Annotated in this window: 21 protein-coding genes; 3 read left to right on the top strand and 18 right to left on the bottom strand. The window is 70.1% G+C overall.

Translation table 11 applies throughout. From position 1 onward, the window contains the following. Positions 1-125 precede the first annotated feature (125 nt). Genes ACZ6SD_RS13795 through ACZ6SD_RS13765 form a run of 7 tightly spaced genes read right to left on the bottom strand, consistent with a single transcriptional unit; the run spans position 126 to position 7864 of the window. Positions 126-1085, bottom strand: coding sequence for an NADPH:quinone reductase (locus ACZ6SD_RS13795; RefSeq protein ID WP_465317281.1), 960 nt, complete (start codon positions 1083-1085; stop codon positions 126-128). 2 nt (positions 1086-1087) lie between these two features. Then, on the bottom strand, positions 1088-2062 hold the full coding sequence (locus ACZ6SD_RS13790; protein WP_465317280.1) for a DMT family transporter: 975 nt from the start codon (positions 2060-2062) through the stop codon (positions 1088-1090). A 25-nt stretch (positions 2063-2087) separates the two neighbouring features. Continuing rightward, on the bottom strand, positions 2088-3128 hold the full coding sequence (locus ACZ6SD_RS13785) for a GntG family PLP-dependent aldolase (RefSeq protein WP_465317279.1): 1041 nt from the start codon (positions 3126-3128) through the stop codon (positions 2088-2090). Then, the gene (locus ACZ6SD_RS13780; RefSeq protein WP_465317278.1) at positions 3125-4354 is read right to left on the bottom strand and encodes an ATP-grasp domain-containing protein; all 1230 of its coding nucleotides are present in this window, start codon (positions 4352-4354) and stop codon (positions 3125-3127) included. The genes ACZ6SD_RS13785 and ACZ6SD_RS13780 overlap by 4 nt, the downstream gene beginning before the upstream one ends. Then, complete coding sequence (gene argH, locus ACZ6SD_RS13775; RefSeq protein WP_465317277.1) at positions 4351-5823, bottom strand: argininosuccinate lyase; 1473 nt, start codon at positions 5821-5823, stop codon at positions 4351-4353. Before argH ends, ACZ6SD_RS13780 begins: the two co-directional genes overlap by 4 nt. Next, positions 5820-6872 (bottom strand): pyridoxal-phosphate dependent enzyme, encoded by a 1053-nt coding sequence (locus ACZ6SD_RS13770; RefSeq protein WP_465317276.1) that lies wholly within the window; start codon positions 6870-6872, stop codon positions 5820-5822. The genes argH and ACZ6SD_RS13770 overlap by 4 nt, the downstream gene beginning before the upstream one ends. Beyond that, positions 6869-7864 carry a GHMP family kinase ATP-binding protein gene (locus ACZ6SD_RS13765; RefSeq protein ID WP_465317275.1) on the bottom strand — a complete coding sequence of 332 codons (996 nt, stop codon included), beginning with the start codon at positions 7862-7864 and terminating at the stop codon, positions 6869-6871. The genes ACZ6SD_RS13770 and ACZ6SD_RS13765 overlap by 4 nt, the downstream gene beginning before the upstream one ends. A gap of 167 nt (positions 7865-8031) precedes the next feature. On the opposite strand from ACZ6SD_RS13765, the gene ACZ6SD_RS13760 reads away from it, so the two are divergent. Further along, positions 8032-8499 carry a YbaK/EbsC family protein gene (locus ACZ6SD_RS13760; RefSeq protein ID WP_465317274.1) on the top strand — a complete coding sequence of 156 codons (468 nt, stop codon included), beginning with the start codon at positions 8032-8034 and terminating at the stop codon, positions 8497-8499. A 49-nt stretch (positions 8500-8548) separates the two neighbouring features. Here the strand turns inward: ACZ6SD_RS13760 and ACZ6SD_RS13755 are convergent, their stop codons facing one another. Both ACZ6SD_RS13755 and ACZ6SD_RS13750 read right to left on the bottom strand, forming a co-directional pair. Then, entirely contained in the window at positions 8549-9748 is a 1200-nt protein-coding gene (locus ACZ6SD_RS13755) for an MFS transporter (protein ID WP_465317273.1), read from the bottom strand. 45 nt (positions 9749-9793) lie between these two features. Further along, on the bottom strand, positions 9794-10270 hold the full coding sequence (locus ACZ6SD_RS13750) for an RrF2 family transcriptional regulator (RefSeq protein WP_465317298.1): 477 nt from the start codon (positions 10268-10270) through the stop codon (positions 9794-9796). 535 nt (positions 10271-10805) lie between these two features. Here ACZ6SD_RS13750 and ACZ6SD_RS13745 point away from each other — a divergent pair. Together ACZ6SD_RS13745 and ACZ6SD_RS13740 are read left to right on the top strand one after the other, a co-directional pair. Beyond that, complete coding sequence (locus tag ACZ6SD_RS13745) at positions 10806-11459, top strand: hypothetical protein (RefSeq protein ID WP_465317272.1); 654 nt, start codon at positions 10806-10808, stop codon at positions 11457-11459. 334 nt (positions 11460-11793) lie between these two features. Next, positions 11794-12267 (top strand): NUDIX hydrolase, encoded by a 474-nt coding sequence (locus ACZ6SD_RS13740; RefSeq protein WP_465317271.1) that lies wholly within the window; start codon positions 11794-11796, stop codon positions 12265-12267. Positions 12268-12374: 107 nt separating this feature from the next. Here ACZ6SD_RS13740 and ACZ6SD_RS13735 read toward each other — a convergent pair whose 3' ends face one another. The 9 genes from ACZ6SD_RS13735 to ACZ6SD_RS13695 are packed head-to-tail and all read right to left on the bottom strand — an operon-like array spanning position 12375 to position 19769. Continuing rightward, positions 12375-12869: a VOC family protein gene (locus ACZ6SD_RS13735; RefSeq protein ID WP_465317270.1), complete on the bottom strand. Its 495-nt coding sequence runs from the start codon at positions 12867-12869 to the stop codon at positions 12375-12377. Between the two features lie 21 nt (positions 12870-12890). Then, complete coding sequence (locus tag ACZ6SD_RS13730; protein WP_465317269.1) at positions 12891-13574, bottom strand: class II aldolase/adducin family protein; 684 nt, start codon at positions 13572-13574, stop codon at positions 12891-12893. A gap of 34 nt (positions 13575-13608) precedes the next feature. Next, entirely contained in the window at positions 13609-14238 is a 630-nt protein-coding gene (locus ACZ6SD_RS13725; RefSeq protein WP_465317268.1) for an MBL fold metallo-hydrolase, read from the bottom strand. 14 nt (positions 14239-14252) lie between these two features. Beyond that, positions 14253-14456, bottom strand: coding sequence for a hypothetical protein (locus ACZ6SD_RS13720; protein WP_465317267.1), 204 nt, complete (start codon positions 14454-14456; stop codon positions 14253-14255). After that, positions 14453-15355, bottom strand: a complete 903-nt coding sequence (locus ACZ6SD_RS13715) for an alcohol dehydrogenase catalytic domain-containing protein (protein WP_465317266.1) — start codon at positions 15353-15355, stop codon at positions 14453-14455. Before ACZ6SD_RS13715 ends, ACZ6SD_RS13720 begins: the two co-directional genes overlap by 4 nt. Then, a complete protein-coding gene (locus tag ACZ6SD_RS13710) occupies positions 15352-16353 on the bottom strand; it encodes a hypothetical protein (protein ID WP_465317265.1) in 1002 nt (333 codons plus the stop codon). The genes ACZ6SD_RS13715 and ACZ6SD_RS13710 overlap by 4 nt, the downstream gene beginning before the upstream one ends. Before the next feature lie 28 nt (positions 16354-16381). After that, positions 16382-17350 carry a TAXI family TRAP transporter solute-binding subunit gene (locus ACZ6SD_RS13705; protein WP_465317264.1) on the bottom strand — a complete coding sequence of 323 codons (969 nt, stop codon included), beginning with the start codon at positions 17348-17350 and terminating at the stop codon, positions 16382-16384. Then, positions 17335-18165 carry a fumarylacetoacetate hydrolase family protein gene (locus ACZ6SD_RS13700; RefSeq protein WP_465317263.1) on the bottom strand — a complete coding sequence of 277 codons (831 nt, stop codon included), beginning with the start codon at positions 18163-18165 and terminating at the stop codon, positions 17335-17337. Before ACZ6SD_RS13700 ends, ACZ6SD_RS13705 begins: the two co-directional genes overlap by 16 nt. Continuing rightward, a complete protein-coding gene (locus tag ACZ6SD_RS13695; RefSeq protein ID WP_465317262.1) occupies positions 18153-19769 on the bottom strand; it encodes an FAD-dependent monooxygenase in 1617 nt (538 codons plus the stop codon). Before ACZ6SD_RS13695 ends, ACZ6SD_RS13700 begins: the two co-directional genes overlap by 13 nt. Positions 19770-19840: the final 71 nt, after the last annotated feature.

Genomic DNA, 19840 nt, shown 5'->3' with positions numbered 1-19840 from the left:
CTCGTCGAGGTGACGTGCCCTACGCGGAAATCACTGTGCGCCCGCTGAATCTTCGCCGCGCGGACGCTGAAAACCCTGCCATTCTTCGCGGAAGACGTCGCCCAACCAGGCGGGCGTCGAGATCATCACGGGAGCAGCACGGCTCGTCTGCCGCGGAACTCACCCCTTTCCAGCCGCGCGTGGACCGAGGCCGCCGAGGTGAGCGGCAATCGCTCCACGGCCTTGGGGCGTAGCCGCCCGGCGGCCATCAGCCTGTTGAGCGCCGCCGCCGACTCGGCGAGCTCCGCGGTGGTCGCGTGGGAGATGACGAAGCCGCGGATCGAGCAGTCCTTCATGTACAGCCTGCCCGCGGGCAGCACCGGGGTACTCCGCGCGCCCGCCAGCAGCACCACCCGGCCGCGGAAGGCCAGAAGGTCCGTCGCCAGATCGAGGTCGTTGGAGCCGAAGGTGTCCACGTGCAGGTCGACGCCGCCGAGGTCACGCAGCCGGTTCGCCGTCACCGGGTCGCGGTAGTCGAAGACTTCCGCGGCGCCGAGCGAGCGACAGTAGTCGAGGTCGCTGGGGGAAGCCGTGGCGATCACCCTGGCGCCCGCCTCGACAGCGAACGTGATGAGCGCGCCGCCCACGTTGCCACCGCCGCCGAGGACCAGGACAGTCTCACCGGGACGCAGGCCACCGTGGGTGAACAGGGCCAGGTACGCCGTGGCGCCCGGGTGGACAACCGCTGCCGCCTCGACCGGATCGACTCCCGCGGGCAGCCGGTACAGGCGTTCGGCAGGCACCACGGCCCGTTCGGCCGCCGCGCCCTGGCGTCCGCCATGCCCGAGGCTGTTGCACCACACCAGTTCACCCTCGCCGAACCCGGCCCTGCTCTCGGCCACCCTGCCGACGAGGTCGCGGCCGAGGACGAACGGGAAGTCCATCGGGGTCGCGAAGACCCCGGACCTGATGAAGGTGTCGACCGGGTTGACCGGGGTGGCGATGACCTCGACCAGGACATCGGTAGGTCCCGGCTTCGGCTCGGGCACCGGGCCGAAGCGGATCTCCGTTGCCGAGCCCAGCCGGTCGATGTAGGCGGCGAGCACGGCTACCCCGCCTGTCGCTCGTCGCCGCTCCTGGACAGGGTGATCCCGGTGAGAATGAGCCCACCGCCGACGGCTTGCCAGACGGTGGGCGACTCGGCCAGCAACAGCCAGGCCACCAGTGCGGCGAAGACCACCTCCGAAAGCGCCACCAGCGAGGCACGGGTGGCGCCGAGGCGGGCGATCGCCATGATGCCGGTGAGGTACGCCGACACCCCGGAGACCAGGACCAGCACCAACGCGGGCACCAGCCAATGGGTGTCGACGCCGCCGACGGAGAGCGGGCCGGGCGCGGCGGGAAAGCTGATCCGTAGGACGCCCAGCAGCCCCAACAGCGCCACGACCACGGCGGCGACCGCGGTGCTGGCTGCGGTGAACGTGACCGGATTCGTCCTGGTGTCCGCGCGGTCCGCCACCAGGAAATAGCACGCCTGACACACCGCCGAGCCCAAGCCCCACAACAGGCCCGCCCACTGCAGGTCGGCTCCGGAGAAGACGTTGACCACGAGGCCGAGACCCATGAGCGCGACGCCGCCACCGACCAGAGTCATCACCGAGGGCCGTCGACCGCGCACCAGCCAGACCCACACCACCACCAGCGTCGGCGCCAGGTACTCCAGCAGCAGCGCCACGCTCACCGGCAGGTGCTGCACCGCGCTGAAATAGCACACCTGCACGCCCGCCATCGCCAGCGCGCCGCAGAGCAGGATCGGCGAGGCGTCCGCGCGAACCGCCCGCCAGTAACCCCGCTGAGTGGTCACGACCAGCAGCAGGAGCACGAGGGCCGCACCGCTGATCCGCACTAACACCGCCGCGCTCGGCGTCCAGCCCAGGTCCAGCAGCGCCTTGGCGAACGGGCCGGAAACCCCGAACGAGAACGCCGACACCAGCGCCAAGAGCAGCCCCAGGCTCGCGCCTGCCTTGGCTTGGGCGACACCCTGTCGCGCCGGGGCTAATGTCCGCGCACTGTCCTGCTTCATGTCTTCCCCCCTCGTTGTCCGCCGCTCAGCGGACGCTTCGCGCTACCGCACGGACGATGTCGGCCGCCCGCGCCACCTGTGGCCCGGCTACTCCGTTGTGGAACACCGCCCGAACCCATCCCGTCTCCAACTCCAGCAACCGCACGCCTTGCTCGGCGCACCGCTGGAGGAACACCCGATGCTCGCTCGCTCCCGCCACCCGGAAGAAGACGATGTTGGTCGGCGGCACGGCGTGGCGCGCCTCGATCGCCTCACAGTCGCTGAGCAGGCGGGCGAACTCGGCGGCGTGCGCCTGGTCGTCCGCCATCCGCTCCTCGATGTCGGTCAGCGCCACCAAGCCCGCGGCGGCGAGGACACCGGCCTGCCGCATGCCACCGCCCAGCATCTTGCGTATCCGCCTGGCGCGCTCCACGGTCTCGACCGAGGCGGCGAGAATCGACCCCACCGGCGCCCCTAGTCCCTTGGACAGGCAGAACTGCACCGAGTCGCCGAACTGGCCGATCTCGCTCGCGTGAACCCCGAGAGCCACGGCGGCGTTGAAGACACGGGCGCCGTCGATGTGCAGGTTGACGCCGTGCTCGTCGGCGAGCGCCCGCGTCCGCTTGAGATATTCGAGCGGCAGTGGGACACCACCGCACATGTTGTGCGCGGTTTCCAGGCACAACAGAGCTGGGACGGCGAACTGCGCGTCGGACCGATCGAGGTCCAACTCGCCGCTCACCGCTGCCGGGTCGAGTGTCCCGTCCGGCAGGTTCGGCACGCCGCGCAGGACGACGCCGCCGAGCACCGACGGGCCGCCTGCCTCGAAGTAGTACAGGTCGGAGCGGTCGCCCGCGATCACCGCCCGGCCGCGATCGGCCTGGGCGAGCACGCCGCAGAGGTTCGCCATCGTGCCACTGGGCACGAACAGCGCGGCCGCCTGCCCGACCAGTTCCGCCGCCCGCTCCTCCAATCGCCGGACGGTCGGGTCCTCCCCATAGACGTCGTCGCCGAGTTCGGCGGTTGTCATCGCCCGCCACATAGCGGGGCTGGGCAGGGTGAAGGTGTCGCTGCGAAGTTCGATCATGTCCCGTCCTCGTCATGGTCACGCATGCGCACGGCCAGCAGGCTGAGAGCGAGGTCAGCTTGGGCGGTCGCGACCGCCGCGGCGCGGTCGGCGGTGATGACCAGCCCGATCCGATCCTTGAACGACCGGGTCAGGACGATCCGGTCGCCCGGCTTCGCGGTCACGGCGACCGAGCGGACCGCCCGACACGCCCGTGCCGCCTCGATTCCGCCGATCTCGGCGATCGCGCCGTCCTCCGGGGCCAACAGGAAGCGAATCGCGGCGTGCTCGTCGCGCAGCCTGCCCAGTTTGGGCAGGTCGCCGCAGGCCCGGGCGACGACACAGTCGACCAGGTCGATCCCGTAGGCGGCGAGCACGAGATCGGGGATCATCCCGCCCGCGAGTCTCGGGTTCACCTCGATGATCTGCGGCCCCGTCTCGGACAGCCTCAGCTCGGCATGCGCCGCGCCCCAGGTGAGCCCGAGGGCCCGGACCGCGGCCTTGGCGCAGCCGGTGACCTCGGCCTCGGCCGCCCCAGTGAGCGGTGCGGGGAAGTCGTGGCCGACTTCCACGAAGTCCGGCGGTGGGCCGAGGTGCTTCGCGGTGACGCCGACGACCTCGCCGTCGAACAGTTCAACGGAGAACTCAGGCCCGCTGACGTACTGCTCGACCAGCGCCCGGGGCGTGACGGGCAGTCCTCGGTCGTTTTCCCGACGACCGAGCAGGCGGACGGCGGTTTCGGCGACTTCCGCGCGAGTGCGGCACAGCCGCACGTCGAGCGACCCGGAACCGTTGACCGGTTTGAGCACCACCGGCAGTCCCAGTTCGGTCGCCGCGGCCAGAGCGCCCGCCGGGTCAGCCACCTCGCGGAAACCGGGAACTGGGACGCCACCCGCGCGCAGCGCCGCGCGCTGCCTGCTCTTGTCCCTGGTGCGCTCGATCGCGGCCGGGTCCGCCGCGGGCAGGGCCAACTCGGCGGCCGCCCACGCGGCGACGCCGATGTAGTACTCCGAGCTGGAGGTCACGCCCGCGAGCGGGCTCAGCAGCGCACAGGCGCGCAGCACCTCGGCGCGGTCCTCGGTGTCCACGATGAGCGAGTCGACACCGTCGAGTTCCAGATACGGATATCGGGCCGGGTCGCGGGTCAGCACAACCGGACGCAGACCGCGCCGCACGGCCGCCGCGCAGAAGAGTCTGCCGGAGCCAGTGGTGTTGCTCTCGATGAAAGCCACGGCTGTCTCGCTCATTTCCCGCTCACCACCAAGGCGCGCTCCGCCAGGACGGCGACCGCCCGATCCAGTTCGGCATCCGCGTGGTCGAGCCGGGCCCGCTCCGCGGCACGCCATCGTCGTATGTCCGCCAGCCGGGCGCGCACGTCGTCGAACGCGGCGCGCCACGCACCCGGCCCGCCCCCGACCCTGGCCTGCCGTACGGCTTTTTCCGGCTCGTCAAGGTCGGTGGGCAACGCGAACTCCCGCAACGCCACAGCGTCCGCGGACAGCCTGTGCTCACCTCGGGCCAGGGCCTCCCGCACGGCGGCGCCCACGGCGTGGTGGGCGGTTCGGAAAGCGACGCCGCCGCGGACAAGGTGGTTGGCGACGGCCGTCGCGGTGGTGAAGCCGTCCTCCGCGCGGCTCAGCATGCGTTCGGGGCGGGGCCGCGCGCCACTGACGAGGACCTGGCACAGCAGGACCGTCTTGGTCGTCGCGTGGAGACCGGGCCAGATCAAGCCGACGCCCTCGGTGCCGACCTCGATGGAGTTGGTGAACGGTGTGCTCTTCATCGACGCGACCGCGCCCGCCCAGGCCGCTCCCGCCGCGCCCGCTCCCGCCTTGACGTGCTCAAGCAGGAAGGCGTTGCGCTTCTGCGGCATCGCCGAGCTGCCGCCGACCAGGCGATCGGGGAACTCGATGAACCCGAACTCCTCGGTGCTCCACAGTTGCAGATCCGTGCCGAGCCTGCTCAGCACCACAGCCGCCCCGGTGGCCGTGGCGAGCACGCGCAGCGGCACGTCGCGGCTGGCGATGGCGTCGAGCGCGTGCAGGGGCGGGGCGGCGAAGCCCAGCAGCGCCGCGACCCGGCTCGGATCGAGCGGCAGGTCGGTGCCCGCGACGGCGCCCGCCCCCATCGGGCAGCGCGCCAATTCCCGCGCGGCGTCCCGTAGGTACTCGATCTCCCTGATCAGCGCCGAGGCGACCCCGACGAGGTAGTAGCCGTAGGTGATCGGCAGGGCCGCCTGGAAGTGGGTGTGCACCGGCATCACCGCGTCGGCGTGTCGCTCTGCTCTGGACAGCAGGACCGCGACCAGCCTGGTGGCCTGCTCGGTGAACTCCAGGAGCCAGTTCCGCAGCCGCATCAGGGTAGCGGTGGCTTTCATGTCGTTGCGCGAGCGACCGGTGTGCAGCACCCCGCCGACATCCTCGCCGAGCCGGTCAGCGAGGTGACGCTCGTAGGCGAGGTAGATCCCGCGGGGGATCGGCAGCGAGACCAACTCGGCGAAACCGTCCGCGCGCAGGCGGGTGATCTCCGCCAGCAACGCGCGCGCCGCCGCGTGGTCGATCAGCCCCTGCTCGCCGAGCATCACCACATGGGCGAGGTCGATGAGCGTGGTCTGGCCGAGTTCGGCGGCGATCTCGGCCGGGCCGGGTGAGCCGAAGACCTGCCGTGCCGTCCGCGGCCCGAGCGGCCGCGTGATCCTGCCGGTGTCACCGCTCATCGGGAGACCCGCGCCGGGGTGAGCAGGTCCATGACCTCGCCGAGGGTGCGCCTGTTCCAGGCGAACCACGCCCAGTCGTCGGCCGCGACAGCCGGGTGCGCGGCTTCGACAGGCTCGGCGGCGACCGCGGCCAGATCGTATCCCTGAGCGGCGAGCCAGTCGTCGTTGTAGACCGTGGAGAGGTACCGGTAGCCCTGGTCGGGCAACATCACCACACAGGTCGCCTCGGGGTCGCGGGCGGCGACGTGCTCGGCGACCCGGAACGCCGCGCCGCTGGTCGGTCCCTGGAAGAGCGCGTGCCGCCGGTGCAACGCCCTGGTCGAGGCGTAGGCCTCGGCCGCGGTCGTCCAGTGGACCTCATCGAAGGCGGTGTGGTCGAGGTTGGCGGGCAGCAGACTGTTCCCTAGGCCCCGCAATGCCCTGGGGCCGTCCTGGTGTCCGAACAGGACGCTGCGGTGGGTGTCCACGCCGATCGCCCGCATGTCCGGGTTGACCGAGCGCAGGAAGGAACTGGTGCCGCACATGGACCCGCCGGAGCCGACCGGTCCGATCAGGACGTCCACTTGGCCCAGCGCGTCGGACAGCGTCTCGGCGACCAGCGCGTAAGAGTGGGGGTTATCCGGATTGGAGTACTGCTCGGGGCAGAAGGTGTCCTCATGCGCGGCGCGGATCTCGGCCAGTCGCGCCAGCCGCGAGCCCTGGTAGCCGCCGTTCGCCGCGACCTCGCGCACGATTTCCACCCTGGCGCCGAGATCGGTGAGCCTCCGGTGCAGGTCGGCGTCGATCACCGGGTCGCTGACCAGGACGAGGTCACGGCCCAGCAGGGCGGCCTGCATGGCCAGCGCGAGTCCGAACGTGCCGGAGGTCGTCTCGGCGATCAGGGTGTCCTTGCCGAGGTCGCCACGCTGGACGGCCTGGCGCAGGATATGCCGGGCTGGGACGAGTTTCATCAGGGTGAACACGGCGCCGTACAGGTTGCGGCTCAGCCGCACCACCTGCGGCCGCACCGTGGCCTCGGTGATCTCTTCGAACGCGATCGTGCCGGTCATGCCACTCTCCTGGCCGGGTTCAGGGTGAAGGTCTCGGTGAGGGTGACGCCAGCGCGGCGCAGCGCGGCGACGCACGCCTCGACATCGGTCCACACCGACTGGCGCGCGGGGTCGAACAGCAGACCGGCGACGGTGCCGCTATGCGCGACTTGGACACCTGCCGCTCCACTCCATTCGCCGATCTCGATCAGGGTGTCCAGTTCGTCCTTGGGCAGAAAGCGCTGGTTGATCCGGGCACTGGCGGTCGCCACCCGGCCGATCAGGTTGAGGTCGCCCGCCTGCACGCCGCGCCGCAGCGCGGCCAACAGCACGGTGAAACGCGCCCGCTCGTCGGCGTCGTACTCGGCGGGCGGCAACGCCAGGGTGTCGACAGTCGCCTCCGCGCCCACCAGGCAGCCGACAACGATCATCTGCGGCAACTCGGCGCCGAGGCTCTCCAGCACGGCGCCTTCCCGGTGGGCGAAGAGCACCACCCGGTCCTCGACCATGATCGAGTCCGAGGCCTGCTCGGCGAGCACGCTCACCCTGGCGATCTCGTTGGCGGACAACCGAACTCGGTAGCAGTGCGCCACCGCGCGAATGGCGGCGACGACGTCACAGGTGGAGGCGCCCATGCCCAGCCCGCTCCGCAGGGCGGTGTCCAGCTCCAAGTGGCCGTCGACCGACGAGGTCCGGGTGCGGTGGGCGCACGACTCAATGGCCAGCTCGGCGGCCCGGCGGGCTTTTTCCTTGTCTGGCGGGGAGACTGTGACCCGCCCAGCGCCCGGCCCTGGAGTGGCCACAAAGGACGCGACGCTCTCCCGGTCGTGCAAGGGCAGGGTGACCAAGCCCCGACGCGGTGAGCCGAACCGGTCGAGGAAGACGCCTTGGAGCAGTTCGCCATGGTGTCCAGTGGCCGTGCCGACCCCCACGGCGCCGCGCTTCGGCAGCGTCAGGAAGGTTCCCCGGGTTCTCTCGGTGAACGCGATGCTGGAATTGACCCCATTGTTCATACTTCCCCCAGCGCAGTACGGTCTGATGTATGAAGTATTGAGTCGCACGCAGGCCCTAGTCGCCCAACGGGCATGCGCCGACGAACATAACTGGAACGCCTCGGACGGTCAAGGGTGATGTGCCCCCCGCGACATTCCCGCCATCCGGGTTCGCTTATCATTCATTCATGGATGAAGCCGTTGCGCAGGTTGCGAAGACGCTGCGGAATAAGAACGCGACCGGTGAGGTCGTGGAGTTCGCCGAGCCGATGCCGACCGCGGCCGATGCCGCCGCCCAATTGGGCTGCCCGGTCGGCGCGATCGCCAACAGTCTTGTGTTCACCGTCGACGGGGAGCCACTGCTGGTCATCGCCAGCGGTGCGCACCGGGTCGACCTTGACAAGGTGGCTGTGCTGCTCGGCCTGCCGAAACCCCGTCGTGCGAGCAAGGAGTTCGTGCTGGAGCACACCGGTCAACCGGTCGGCGGGGTCGCTCCGATCGGGCATCCGAGGCCGATTCGGACAGTGGTCGACACCGCGCTCAAGGAATACGACCGAATTTGGGCGGGTGCGGGCAGCAAATACACCATGTTTCCCAGCTCGTTCGATGAGCTGATCCGACTGACCGGTGGAATGCCTGCCGACGTCGGCGAATGAGCGAACACGGGTTCCCGGCCGAACTGTCATCGGCCGGGAACCCCGTGGGTCAGCCCTGCGGGGAACGTGCGGTGGCTTTTAGGAAGATCAGGGAAAATACGGCGAGGCAGGCTCCCGAGAGGTACATCGCGGGCGGACCGACGGTCAGCAGGAGGCCGCCGACGGCGGTTCCCGCTCCGATTCCCAGATAGATCGACGACGAGTTCAGCGCGACCACGAGCGGAGCCTCCCGCGGCGCCGCCGCGATGAGGCGATGTTGCTGGGCGGGTGTCTGCGTCCAACTCGTCGCGCCCCACACCAGGGCGAGGAAGCCGACGATGACGGGGAGCGCGGCCCGCGCTTCGGCGATCCAGGCCAGCGCCGCCAGGCAGGCGGCCATACCCCCATAGGCGGCGGTGAGCACCCGCACCGAGCCCCAGCGGTCGGTGCAGTAGCCGGAGGCGAGATTGCCGAACACCGCGCCGACACCGTAGAGGAGCAGCATCACCGTCACCGACGATTCCGGCACCCCGACCGCGCCGAGCGCGGGGACCGCGTAGGCGTAGGCGGTGTAGCAGGCGGCCATGCCCAGGATGGTCAGCGGCAGCACGGTCAGCACCCCGGGTCGGCGCAGCGCGGCGAGCCGGACTCTCAGCGGGACGGCCGGGCTGCCCGGCAGCGGCGGCATGATGAGCGCGACACCCACCGCGGCCACCACGCTCAACACCGCGACCAGCCAGAGCGCGATCCGCCAGCCGAACCACTGGCCCGCCAGGTCGCCGAGCGGGACGCCCAGCGCCGTGGCCGCGGTGAGCCCGCCGATGACCACCGACAGCGCGCGGCCGCGCAGCTCCGGCCGCACCAGCGACGCGCTTGCCGCACCCGCGTTGGGGGTGTAGGCCGCCGCTCCCGCCGCCGCGAGCACCCGGCTCGCCAGCAGGACCGCGAGGTTCGGCGCAAGCGCAGAACCGACGTTGGCCGCGCCGAGCACGACCAGCGCGGCCACCAGCAGGCGTCGCCGGGGAACGCGCGCGGTGACCGTGGCGACAAGCGGCGCGAGCACCGCGTAGGCGATCGCGAAAACTGTGACGCTCTGGCCGGCGGCGGCCGAAGACACCGCGAGATCCTGCGCCATGGTGGGCAGGAAGCCCGCGACGACGAAGGCGTCCGTGCCGACCGCGAAGGTGCCGAGTGCGAGCACCAGCGTCGAGCCGAGGCCGCGGTCCTGCCGCTGGACCGTCCCCCTCGACGCAATCGAGACATTAGACATCCAGATTCTCCTCAACCGCCGCGCGATCTCACGACGACCGCGCGCTCAGTTCCTGGCTTCGGCGTACCAGCGCTTGGCCCGCGCCCTGGCCCCGTTGGGGATGTCGAGCGCCAGATCGGCCAGCGTCCGCGCCGCCAGTTCTCTACGCCAGGCCAACTCCGCCTGCCGCATCGCGGTGGCGATGCCGCATGGGCGAAGGAAGTCACGGGCGGGCCGGTCGGCCCCCATCCCGTTCCGGCGGATCTCCGAACAGCGAAAGGCGTCCTCGGTCCCCTCGATCGCAAGGACGATGTCCAGCAGCGTGATCTTCTCCAGCGGTCGGCTGAGCCGGAATCCGCCTTTGACCCCAGCCGTGGACGCGAGGATGTCCGCGCGCGAGAGTGCCTGAAGACACTTGTTCAAGTACGCGGTCGGCAGGTCGAACGCCTCGGCCAGCTTGGCCGTGGGGATCGCGTCTCCCTCCTCGCCCAGCCAGGCGATCAGAAGACAGCAGTGCGCGCCCCACTCGACACCTTGCCCCATCCGCACATCCCGGATACTACACATCCAGATTGACAGCCCCAACCCCTCCGGTGGCTCCAGGCTGGAGAATCACCCGGCAGGCGCCCCGGAGCCGGTGAGCGGTTCGCCGGAGCGGCAGGATCAGGGTGAGCAGCCGTTGGGGTGGGCTGTCCTAGGCGCGTTCGGTGTCGGTGGTGATCAGTCGTGGGTGCCGTGACCCTGGTGGGCGTGTCGAGATCGACTTGGTCGAGCTGGCCACGGCAGCGGTGTGGGAAGAAGTTGTCCGGGCAGTTGTCGACCCAGGGTGTCCTGGCGTGCCGGATCGGAGTGGTGGGGGGCGTAGGTTGTTTGGTGTGCCTGATGAGGTTCTTCCGGTCGAGGTCGGTCGGAGTGTGGAGCTGTTCCTGACCGTGGTGGAGGAGTTGGCGCCGGGCTTGGTCGCGGGCTTCTACCTGGTCGGGTCGGTGGCGTTGGGTGACTTTCATGCCCGTGGTGCCGGTCGTGGTCGGCTCAGCACGGCCAGCGACATCGATGTCGTCGCGGTCACCGAGGGCGTGTGGAGCCCGGGTCTCGGGAGATGGCGGCGTTGGCCGAGGCGCACGCCCGCACGGTGGCCGCCTTTCCCCGGCCGCATTTCGACGGTGCGGTGCTCACCTGGGCCGATCTCGCCGCCGGGCCGGATAGCTGTCCTGATGTTCCCTGCGCGCAGGAGGGCCGGTTCACACCGGCCGGGCGGTCCGGCGTCAACCCGGTGATGTTCTGCGAGCTGGCCTGGCACGGGATCGCGGTGCGCGGGCCACAGCCCGCCGAGCTGGACCTGTGGGCCGACCAGGGTGCCTTGCGCGCGTTCACCCTGGACAACCTCCGCTCCTACTGGCGGCCATGGTGGCAGCAGAAACAGCGATGGAGCGCCCTGTCGCTCGCCATCGGACTCAGCCCGTGGTTCCCGGTGTGGGCCGTCCTCGGCGTGAGCAGGCTGCACCACCTGCTCGCCACCGGAACAATGACCTCCAAATGCGGCGCGGGCCGATACGCCCACAACGAGTTCGACCCACGCTGGCAACGCATCATCGCCGAAAGCCTGCACCTGCGCACCCAGGGCGCCGAAGGCCACCGGGGCTACCGCAACCCACTGGCCCGACGTCGCGACACTCTCGCGTTCCTGGACACCACGATCGACGCCGCGCTCGCGCTTCCCGCCATATCCTGACCACACCTCGCCCTGGACGAGTTCGAATGGCAGGTTCCGTGTCTGAGAGCGCGGGAGTTCGGCGGCGGTGGGAGCGCTGGACTCGTCACTGGGTCGGGAGTGTCATGGGGACAGCGTCCTGGACTCGGCGGGCGCGCGACTGGGAAATGTGGGCGGTGATCAGTCGTAGGTGCCGACCGGTCTGGTGGGGGTGGCTGATGCGTGGTCGAACTCGACCGCCTCCGTCCAGCCTTCGGGGTCGTTGTCGCGGATCCAGCGCCTGCGGGTGGTTGGTGCGCAGCGTGCTCGGTGCTCGTCGTGGTGCCTCAGCCGGTGTTGCGATGGGATTGGCATCATGGCTGCGCTTCCGGTCCGTGATGGTGTCGGTAACACCTTGGTCGCCGTTCGTTTCGTCGGGGAAGATGAGCTGGCGCAGACGATCGCGCCTGCGTCGCTGGTCGTCGTTGTTCATGCGGGTGGCGTTCTGCTGATGTTCGACAGCTGGCGAAAGCAGTGGGAACTGCCTGGGGGAATGCGAGAGCGAGGGGAAACCGCGCGTCAGACCGCGGTACGAGAACTGCGGGAGGAGACTGGCATCCACGGGGTTGACCTGTCCTTCGCCGCGGTTGCCGAGTTCGACCTCGTCAAGCCTGCGCGTCGGGAACTCCTTGCTGTCTATCGGGTTGAACTCCAGACCGTGCCTCGGCTTGTCGTGAACGACGAGGCCCTGGATTTCCGGTGGTGGCGGCCATCGGCTCCGGTAAGTGACGACATGAGTCCGCTGGACGCGGAGATCGCCAGGCGGGTGCACCGGTCCTCGATCACCTGACGAGTGGCAGCGGGCTCAACACACTTTCCCGCTCGGCGGCGCCGGACAGGATGTGCTCCCGGTCGATGAGCCTCTTGATCAGGGCAGGTGACCAACGAGGTCCAAGATCACTGGACTGGTCGGTACGCTTCGCCGCCGTCGTTGAGGAGGCGTTCGGCTTCGGCCCAGATTTCGTTGGGGGGCATGCCGAAGTCGATGGTTTTGCGGAAGGGCTGGCGCACGTCGCGCTCGATGCGGAGGTAGACCTCGTTGCGGTTGCCTTCTGGGTCGAAGAAGTAGATGCCGAAGGCGTTGCCGTGGGACACCTCCTGCTGCACCTCGACGCCCTCCTCCGCGAACACCCGGTGGAACGCGCGGATGTCTTCGAGGTCGCGGACCCGCCAGGAAATCTGGTGCTGCTGCTTGTCGCCGATCGCGGACGTGCGGCCGGTTTGGAGGACGAACTCGTGGTGTTCCTCGTCCGGGCGGGAGCTGAAGAACACGATGCCCAGGTCGGCGTCCTCGTCGGTGACGGTCAGGCCCAAGATCCGCTCGTAGAAGTCCCGCATCTTCGGCAGGTCGTAGACCCACAGTCCGGTGTGGCCTAGCTGCGTGATACCCATAGCCTTACTCCGATCTTCTTGTTAGGAACCGTGTCGACGGTGGTGTTCGCCTTGGCGGACCAGGTATTCCCAGCCCGCGCGCATCTGGCGGGCGTTCCACACCTGGTCGCGTTTGGCGTGTGTCTCGGCTTCGTCCGACCACAGCACTGGGCCGCCTGCGCTCATGGCGAGCAATTGTGTGCGGCAGGCGCGTTCAAGCAGCACCGCGTGCATCACGGCGGACTCGATGTCCGGGCCAGCCGTCACCGCGCCGTGGTTGGGAATGAGGACGGCATTGGCCCCGCCGAGGCGCCCGGCGAGCGCGGCGCCGAGTTCGGCGGTCGCGATGAGGGCGCCGGTGTCGGTGAAGCGCGGAAGCTGCGGGTAGGTGAACGGGACCGCGTCGTGCGACAGCGGCTTGAGGTCGGTGTCCAGCGAGGCGAACGCGGCGAGCGCCGGGGCATGGGTGTGCACAACGGCGCCCACATCGGACCGGGCGGCCATGATCTTGGTGTGAATCGGGTACTCCAGATGACGACTGCCTGATCCGTCCACAATGGACCCATCAGGCGCGACCAGCACGACCCGGTCGGCGTCGATTTCCTCGAATCCCCAGCCGGACGCCTTCATCCAGACGCCGCGGCCGTCGGGATCGCGGACCGACGCGTGGCCCCACACCAGGTCGCCCAGCCCGGCCGCGGCTAGGGCGTGGCAGGCCTGTGCCACCAACTGCCTTGGGTGGTTCATCTTCCCATCCGGTTCACAGGGCGCGGGGCGCGGCGTGGTCGAGGACGACGACCTCGGCGGCGACGAGGTCGCGCAGCACTTGGTAATGCATCTGCTGGTGCACAGGCGCGAGTCCGGCCTGGTGGATCGGCACGGCGACGCGCGGTGCGACGGCGCGGACGTAGTCGACAGCCTCGCCGATCTTCAGCCACGGCGCGCCCACTGGGACGAGCAGCACGTCGACGTTCCCGGGCGGCGGATCGAAGGCGTCGCCGGGGTGCAGCACGAGACCGTCGATCAGGTAGCCGTTGTTGTCCGTACCGGGCAGGTCGGCATGCACACAGGCGTGTTGTCCGCTGCCTGTCACGGTGATCTCGATGTCCTTCACCATGAGCTTGTCGCCGGGACTGGCTGAAGTCGTCGTCACGCCGTCCAGCGCGGCCGCGGGGCTGTGCACGATTGTCGCTTGTGGATTGTTCGCGGCCAGGACGCGCACCCGGCCCGCGTCAAGGTGATCCGGGTGGGAGTGCGTGATGAGGATGGCGTCGAGGTCGCGCAAGCTCTCGAAGTCGTGCGAATAGGTTCCGGGGTCGAGCAGCACGCGTGCCCCGCCGCCGGGGGGCTCGACCAGCACGCAGGCGTGTCCGAAGTGGGTAAGGCGCATCAGTGATCCTCACGTCAGGGGTTGACGACGGTCATCCACATGGGTTCGGTGCGGCGACCCATGGCCTCGATGGCCGTTGTCGCCTCGGTCAACGGGAATCGGTGGGTGATCAGCTCGTCGGCGGTGACCGCGCCACTGCCCAACACGCGCAGCACGTCCCTGGCGTCGGTGCGGGTGCAGGACCGGGTGCCGACGAAACGCCAGCAGTGCGTCATCATCGCGAAGGGGGCAACGCCAACGGTGTGTGGTTCGCTCCCATGTGGACCAAGGTGCCGCCCGTGCCCAGCGCCGCCATGGCCTGGGCGGTGGCCGCGCCGTCGGGGATGAAGTCGATGACGGCGTGCGCGCCGTCCGGCGCCTGCTCACGCAGCAGCGCGGTGAGCCCGCCCGTGGCCGCCCAGTCCTCGGGCAGGTCACTGGTCGCTATCCCGCTGGTCGCAAAGGTTCCGGCCAGCGCGGCGACCGCGTCGACGCGATCGCGGTCCCGGCCGACCAGGATGAGCCGGGCGATGCCGAAGTGCGCGGCGAGCTTGGCCGTGGCGGTGCCCATCGTGCCGGTCGCCGCGGTGACGACGACGGTGGCCGCCGCGGGCAGGGCGGCGCACTTGAGCGCCCGCACCGCGTTGGCCAGGTCGTGCACCTTGGCCGCGACGTCGAAGCTCACGTTGTCGGGCAGATGGTCGATCAACCAGTGCGGCACCCGAATGTATTCGGCGAGCCCGCCGTCGTGGTACTGGTCGTAGAGCGGCGTCGCCGCGCCGAACGCGGCATGGCCGATCATGGCCTGCTGGGCGCACATCATGTCGCGGTCGGTGCGGCAGTAGTCGCAGTCCCGGCAGTTCAGGTTCGGATGCACCCGCGCCCGGTCCCCGACGGCGATACCGGAGATCCCGGGGACAGCGGCGCCGACCGCGGCGACCGTGCCCGCGGCCTCGTGGCCGAGCGTGGTGGGCAGATGCTTGACCGCGCCCATGGCCAGCAGCCGGACGATGCCCGGCGCGAGACCGGCGGCGGCGATCTTGACCACCACGTCGAGCGGACCGGGTTCCGGCACCGGGACACGGTCCAGGGTCACGGTTTCCCCGTCGTGGGCGCGCAGGGCAAGCATTGTCGTCATCGGTGGGCTCCCGCGTCGATGCGGTCAAGCCGTTCTGGCGCAGAGGTTTCGGCGACCCGGGTGGTCTCGGCGACTTGGGGCAGCTCAAGGTGCGACAGCAGGCTGAGGTGCAGGCTGGGCTCGGTGGCGACACTGGCGTGCGCGATACCCAGCGGCACTCGGACGAAGTCACCGGGACCGAGGTCGACCACCCCGAGCTGCGTGAACAGGGTGCGCCTGCCGCTGACCTGGTACTGGATCTCGTCGGCGTCGAGCGTCCGGCGATAGCGCCGCGCGCCGCCGGGAACGGTGGCGAAAGTCCCGAGCCGGACGCCCGCGCAGCCGTAGAGCCAGGTGACCCCGCCATCGGAGCCGTCGGACTCGCCGCGCAGCACGCCGATGCGGTCCGACTCGGCCCGCACTTGGTGGAGCAGCTTCTCTTCGTCCACTCCGAACACCGCCACATCGTGCTGCGGGGTCCCCATGCACTGGGTGACGGCCTCGTTCACCGCCCCGGGCTGCCAACCGGGAAACGGCGGGAACACCGGCCGCGACTCATGCCGCGGCGGCACGAGCTCGGCGACCGGCGCGGGAAGGTAGAAGAGCAGGTGGCTTTCGCGGCGCCCGTAGTTGTCATGGGCGACACCGCGCGGAATGTGGGAGAACTCGCCCGGCCGGTGCTCGATGACGCCCAGCTCGGTCATGAGGGTGCGCTCACCGGCGATCTGGTACGAGATCTCGTCCACGTCGCAGTTGCGGTGGTAGAACGGCTGCCGGTTGTCCATGGTCTGCCACTCGACGCGGATCACGTCGTTCTCGTAGACGCCGCGGGGCGGGGCGAACGGCTGGGCGGCGTACTCCTGCGGAAAATGCACCACGGACAGCGGCGGGTGGTCGCGCCACAGTTTGAACGGCACGTTCGCCGGGTGCGGCGCCGAGAGCAGCAGGTGCTCGTCGCGGGGGACGCCGCGCAGCGGCTGGTCCTCGCCGATGACCATGACGTCCTCGATGACGTCCATGACGACCTCCTAGTCGAAGTGAGCGCGTTCAGTCGCTCGGGAGGGCCTGGTAGTAGCGGGCAGCGCCCGGGTGCAGCGGGATCGGCGTCCGGCCCATCGCCACCGGGTCCAGCGGGTAGGTGACCGGGCTGCGTTCCGGCGGCAGGTGCCGGTACTGGCCTTCGAGGATTTCGCGGGTCTCGCCGAGCACCCACGCCACCGCGTAGGCGATGTCCTCGGCGAGGTCGGCCGTGGTGAGCACGAGGAAATCGGAGAAGTCCAGCGTGCGAAAGCCTGGCGTGTCGGGGAAGTAGCCGTCCGCGACGGTCGCGGCAGGCCAGCCGTAGTCCTCGGCCAGTCCGTCCAGCACGGCGTCTTCCACCGGCAGAAAATGGTAGTCGGCGGCGAACCGCTGCCACGCGGGCAGCATCACCGCCTCGTGGATGATGGCATTGGCCCGCCCGGCGAGCACGTGGTCGAGCGACTCGAAGGGCCGCTCGTCCTCCAGAAAACACCCGCCCCAGCCGACCACGTCAACGCCCGCGCGGTCCAGGACGGCGTGCGCGGCCAGCCCGACGTGGTTGATCCCGTCGTTGACCGAAGTGGCCAGCCGCAGTCGCGGCGCGCGCTCCCGCAACTCGGCGAACGTGCCGACGCCCAGCGACCGGTGCACCGCCACCACCAGCCGGTCGCGCTGCGGGATGACGCCGAGCGCACGCAGCCGGGGGAACTTCTCGCCCGCGTAGACCCCGCGCCCGTCCAAGGCCGTCACGGTGAACGCGGCCGGGGTGGTCAGCGCGATGTCGACCTCGCCGTGCCCCACCGCGCGGACGGCGTCAACGAAACCTCGGCTGTTCCAGGTGGCGAACCGGCTGCCCGGCCCGGTGCGGTCGCCCAGTTCCTGCGCCACCCAGCCGCACACCCGATGCAGGTTGGCGCCGCCCCAGTCGCCGCGCAGGTGCAGGGTCACGGTCCGGTCGATCTTCGGCTCCGGTGGGCGGGTCATCGGGCGCCGCACGCGCGGACGGTGTTGCCGATCGCCCCGACGCCGTCGACCTCGACCCTGATCACGTCACCGTCGCGCAGGAACACCTGCGGATCGCGGCGATAGCCGACCCCGCCCGGGGTTCCGGTCAGGATCAGGTCGCCGGGCGTGAGCGCGGTGAACGTGGAAATCACCGCGATCAGCCGGGGAATGGAGAACATCAGCTTGCCCAGATCGGACTCCTGCATCTTCTCGCCGTTGAGCACCGTGCGGATTCCGGCGCTGTCGATATCGACCTCCGTGGGCGCGACAAGGTACGGGCCGACCGGGGTGCTGGCGTCCCACGCCTTGCCCTGCATCCACTGGTGGGTCTTGTACTGATAGTCGCGCATGGTGACGTCGTTGGCCACCGCGTAGCCGAGCACGTGCTGGTGCGCGTCGGCCTCCGGGATCCGGCGGCCGGGGCGGCCGATCACCACGGCGAGCTCGCCCTCATAGTCCACTTGGGTGGATTCCGGCGGCAGCACGATGTCGTCGTACGGGCCGAGCAGAGACGCGGCGAACTTGGGAAACAGCACCGGATACTCGGGAATGTCCCGTTTGGTCTCACTGACGTGGTCGAGGTAGTTGAGCCCGACGCAGAAGACCTTCGTGGGCGCGGGCACCACCGGCAGCAGCCGCGCCTCGCCGACTGGGGTGGCCCCCGCTTCATCGCGCGGCGCCATAGCGAGCACGTCCGGCGTGGTCGAGGCGCCCAACTCGGTGAGCCCGCGCAGCGGGATGACCGTCGAGTCGCGCAGTTCGCCGACCTGTCGCCGGTCGCGGTGTTCGTAGGTCACGTAAGGCACGGGCTGTTTCCCTTCAGCGTGGCTGGGGTTAGTGTCTTCTGGGGCGTCCAGGCCAGCACCTGGCCCACGACGGTCGCGCTGTCCGCTGGCCGCCAGGCTGCCGCGACGACGCGATCCGGCCGCAGCAGCACGAAGGACCCTCGGTAGGCCGCGAACTCCCGCGCCAGGTTGCCGTCGACGTCCAACAGCAGGCGGCGGGGCGTGCGCGGCAGGCGGTCGTCAAGTCCAATCTCGACGGTGGCCGCCGTCAACGCGGCGGCCACCGGCTCGACCGCCGCCCAGCAGCCTGCGTCGCCGAGGTCGACGCCCAGCAGCGCCCAGCCGGTCCCCAGCAGGTCGTCCAGGCCGCGGACGACGTGGTCGGTGGCGTCGAAGGCCAGCGGCTGCCCGACCGCGACGCCGACCGGCCCGCTTCCCGCCGGGACGACCAAACCCTTGGTGTAGCGCTGAAGCGGCCGGTAGCGCATCTCCTCCAGGTAGGCGCGGCCCGTCGCGGTGCCCAGCGCCCGCGCCACCGCGGCGTCGCGGGCCCGCGCCAGACCGGGCTTGGTCGTCATGACCACTCTGCCCAGCCGCTCGGACATGCGCACCGTGGCCAACGCGTGCGGGAGCCGTTCGTCCTGGTAACTCGACAGGGCGGCCGGATCCAGCCGTCCGGCCAGCACGTCGGCGACCTTCCAGCTCAGATTGATCGCGTCGCGGATGCCGGAGTTCAAGCCCTGCCCGGCGAAGGGCGGCATCATGTGCGCGGCGTCGCCGAGCAGGAACGAGCGGCCGATCATCCACTGGTCGGCGACGACGGCGTTGAAGCGGTAGCTGACCGCGCGCTCCACCTGCGCGGGCGTGATCGGCCGGTAGCGGGACACCAGCTTCTCGATGAGCTCGAACGGCGGCGGCTCTCCCGCCGCGCCCTCGCCCGCGAACAGCCGGAACTCGTAGCGGCAGCGCCCGTCCAGGCCCGCGACGATCACATGTGGACGGTCGGGATCGCCGTGGTGCATGGCGAACCGCTCGGTGTGCGGGTCGTCTAGGGTGTCCACGACCAGCCAGACGTCGTCGTAGCTGCGGCCGGTCATGTCGACGCCTTGCAACAGCCGGGTGGCCGACCGGCCGCCGTCGCAGCCGAGCACGTAGGCGGCCTCGACGGTGATCTCGCCGTCCGGGGTGAGCGCGTGGACGCCGACCCCGTCTGGCCGCTGGTCGAAGCCGGTGACCCGGGTGTCGAACGCCAGCCGCGCGGTGGGCATCTCCGCCACCGCGCCCGCCAGCACTTGCTCCAAATCGGGCTGGGCGAAGGGGTTCTTGAACGGGTATCCCATCCGGTACGGGCGCGGGCCGCGGGCGTGGAACAGCACCCGGCCGTGGCTGTCGTAGTAGCGCGTGCCGGTGCCTGGCGCGACCACGGACAGCACACGGTCGACTATCCCGGCCTGCTGGAACCCGCGCAGCGCCTCGTCGTCCACGCTGATCGCCTTGGGCTCGTCACTGGTGCCCGAGCGCTGCTCCAGCACCGCGACCGTGACACCCCGGGCCGCCAGCAGCGCCGCCGCTGTCAGGCCGACCGGACCCGCGCCGCAGACCACCACATCGTAGGGACCCGTCATGGCTCGCCCTCCCGTCCTGTCCTGGCACTGACGGTACGCACAGAGTCCTGACTTTCGTCAGCAGATTCCTG

The organism is Actinokineospora sp. NPDC051303, from assembly GCF_055586285.1.
The sequence above is the reverse complement of the archived record's forward strand: the minus strand, read 5'-3'. Positions and strand labels throughout refer to the sequence as shown.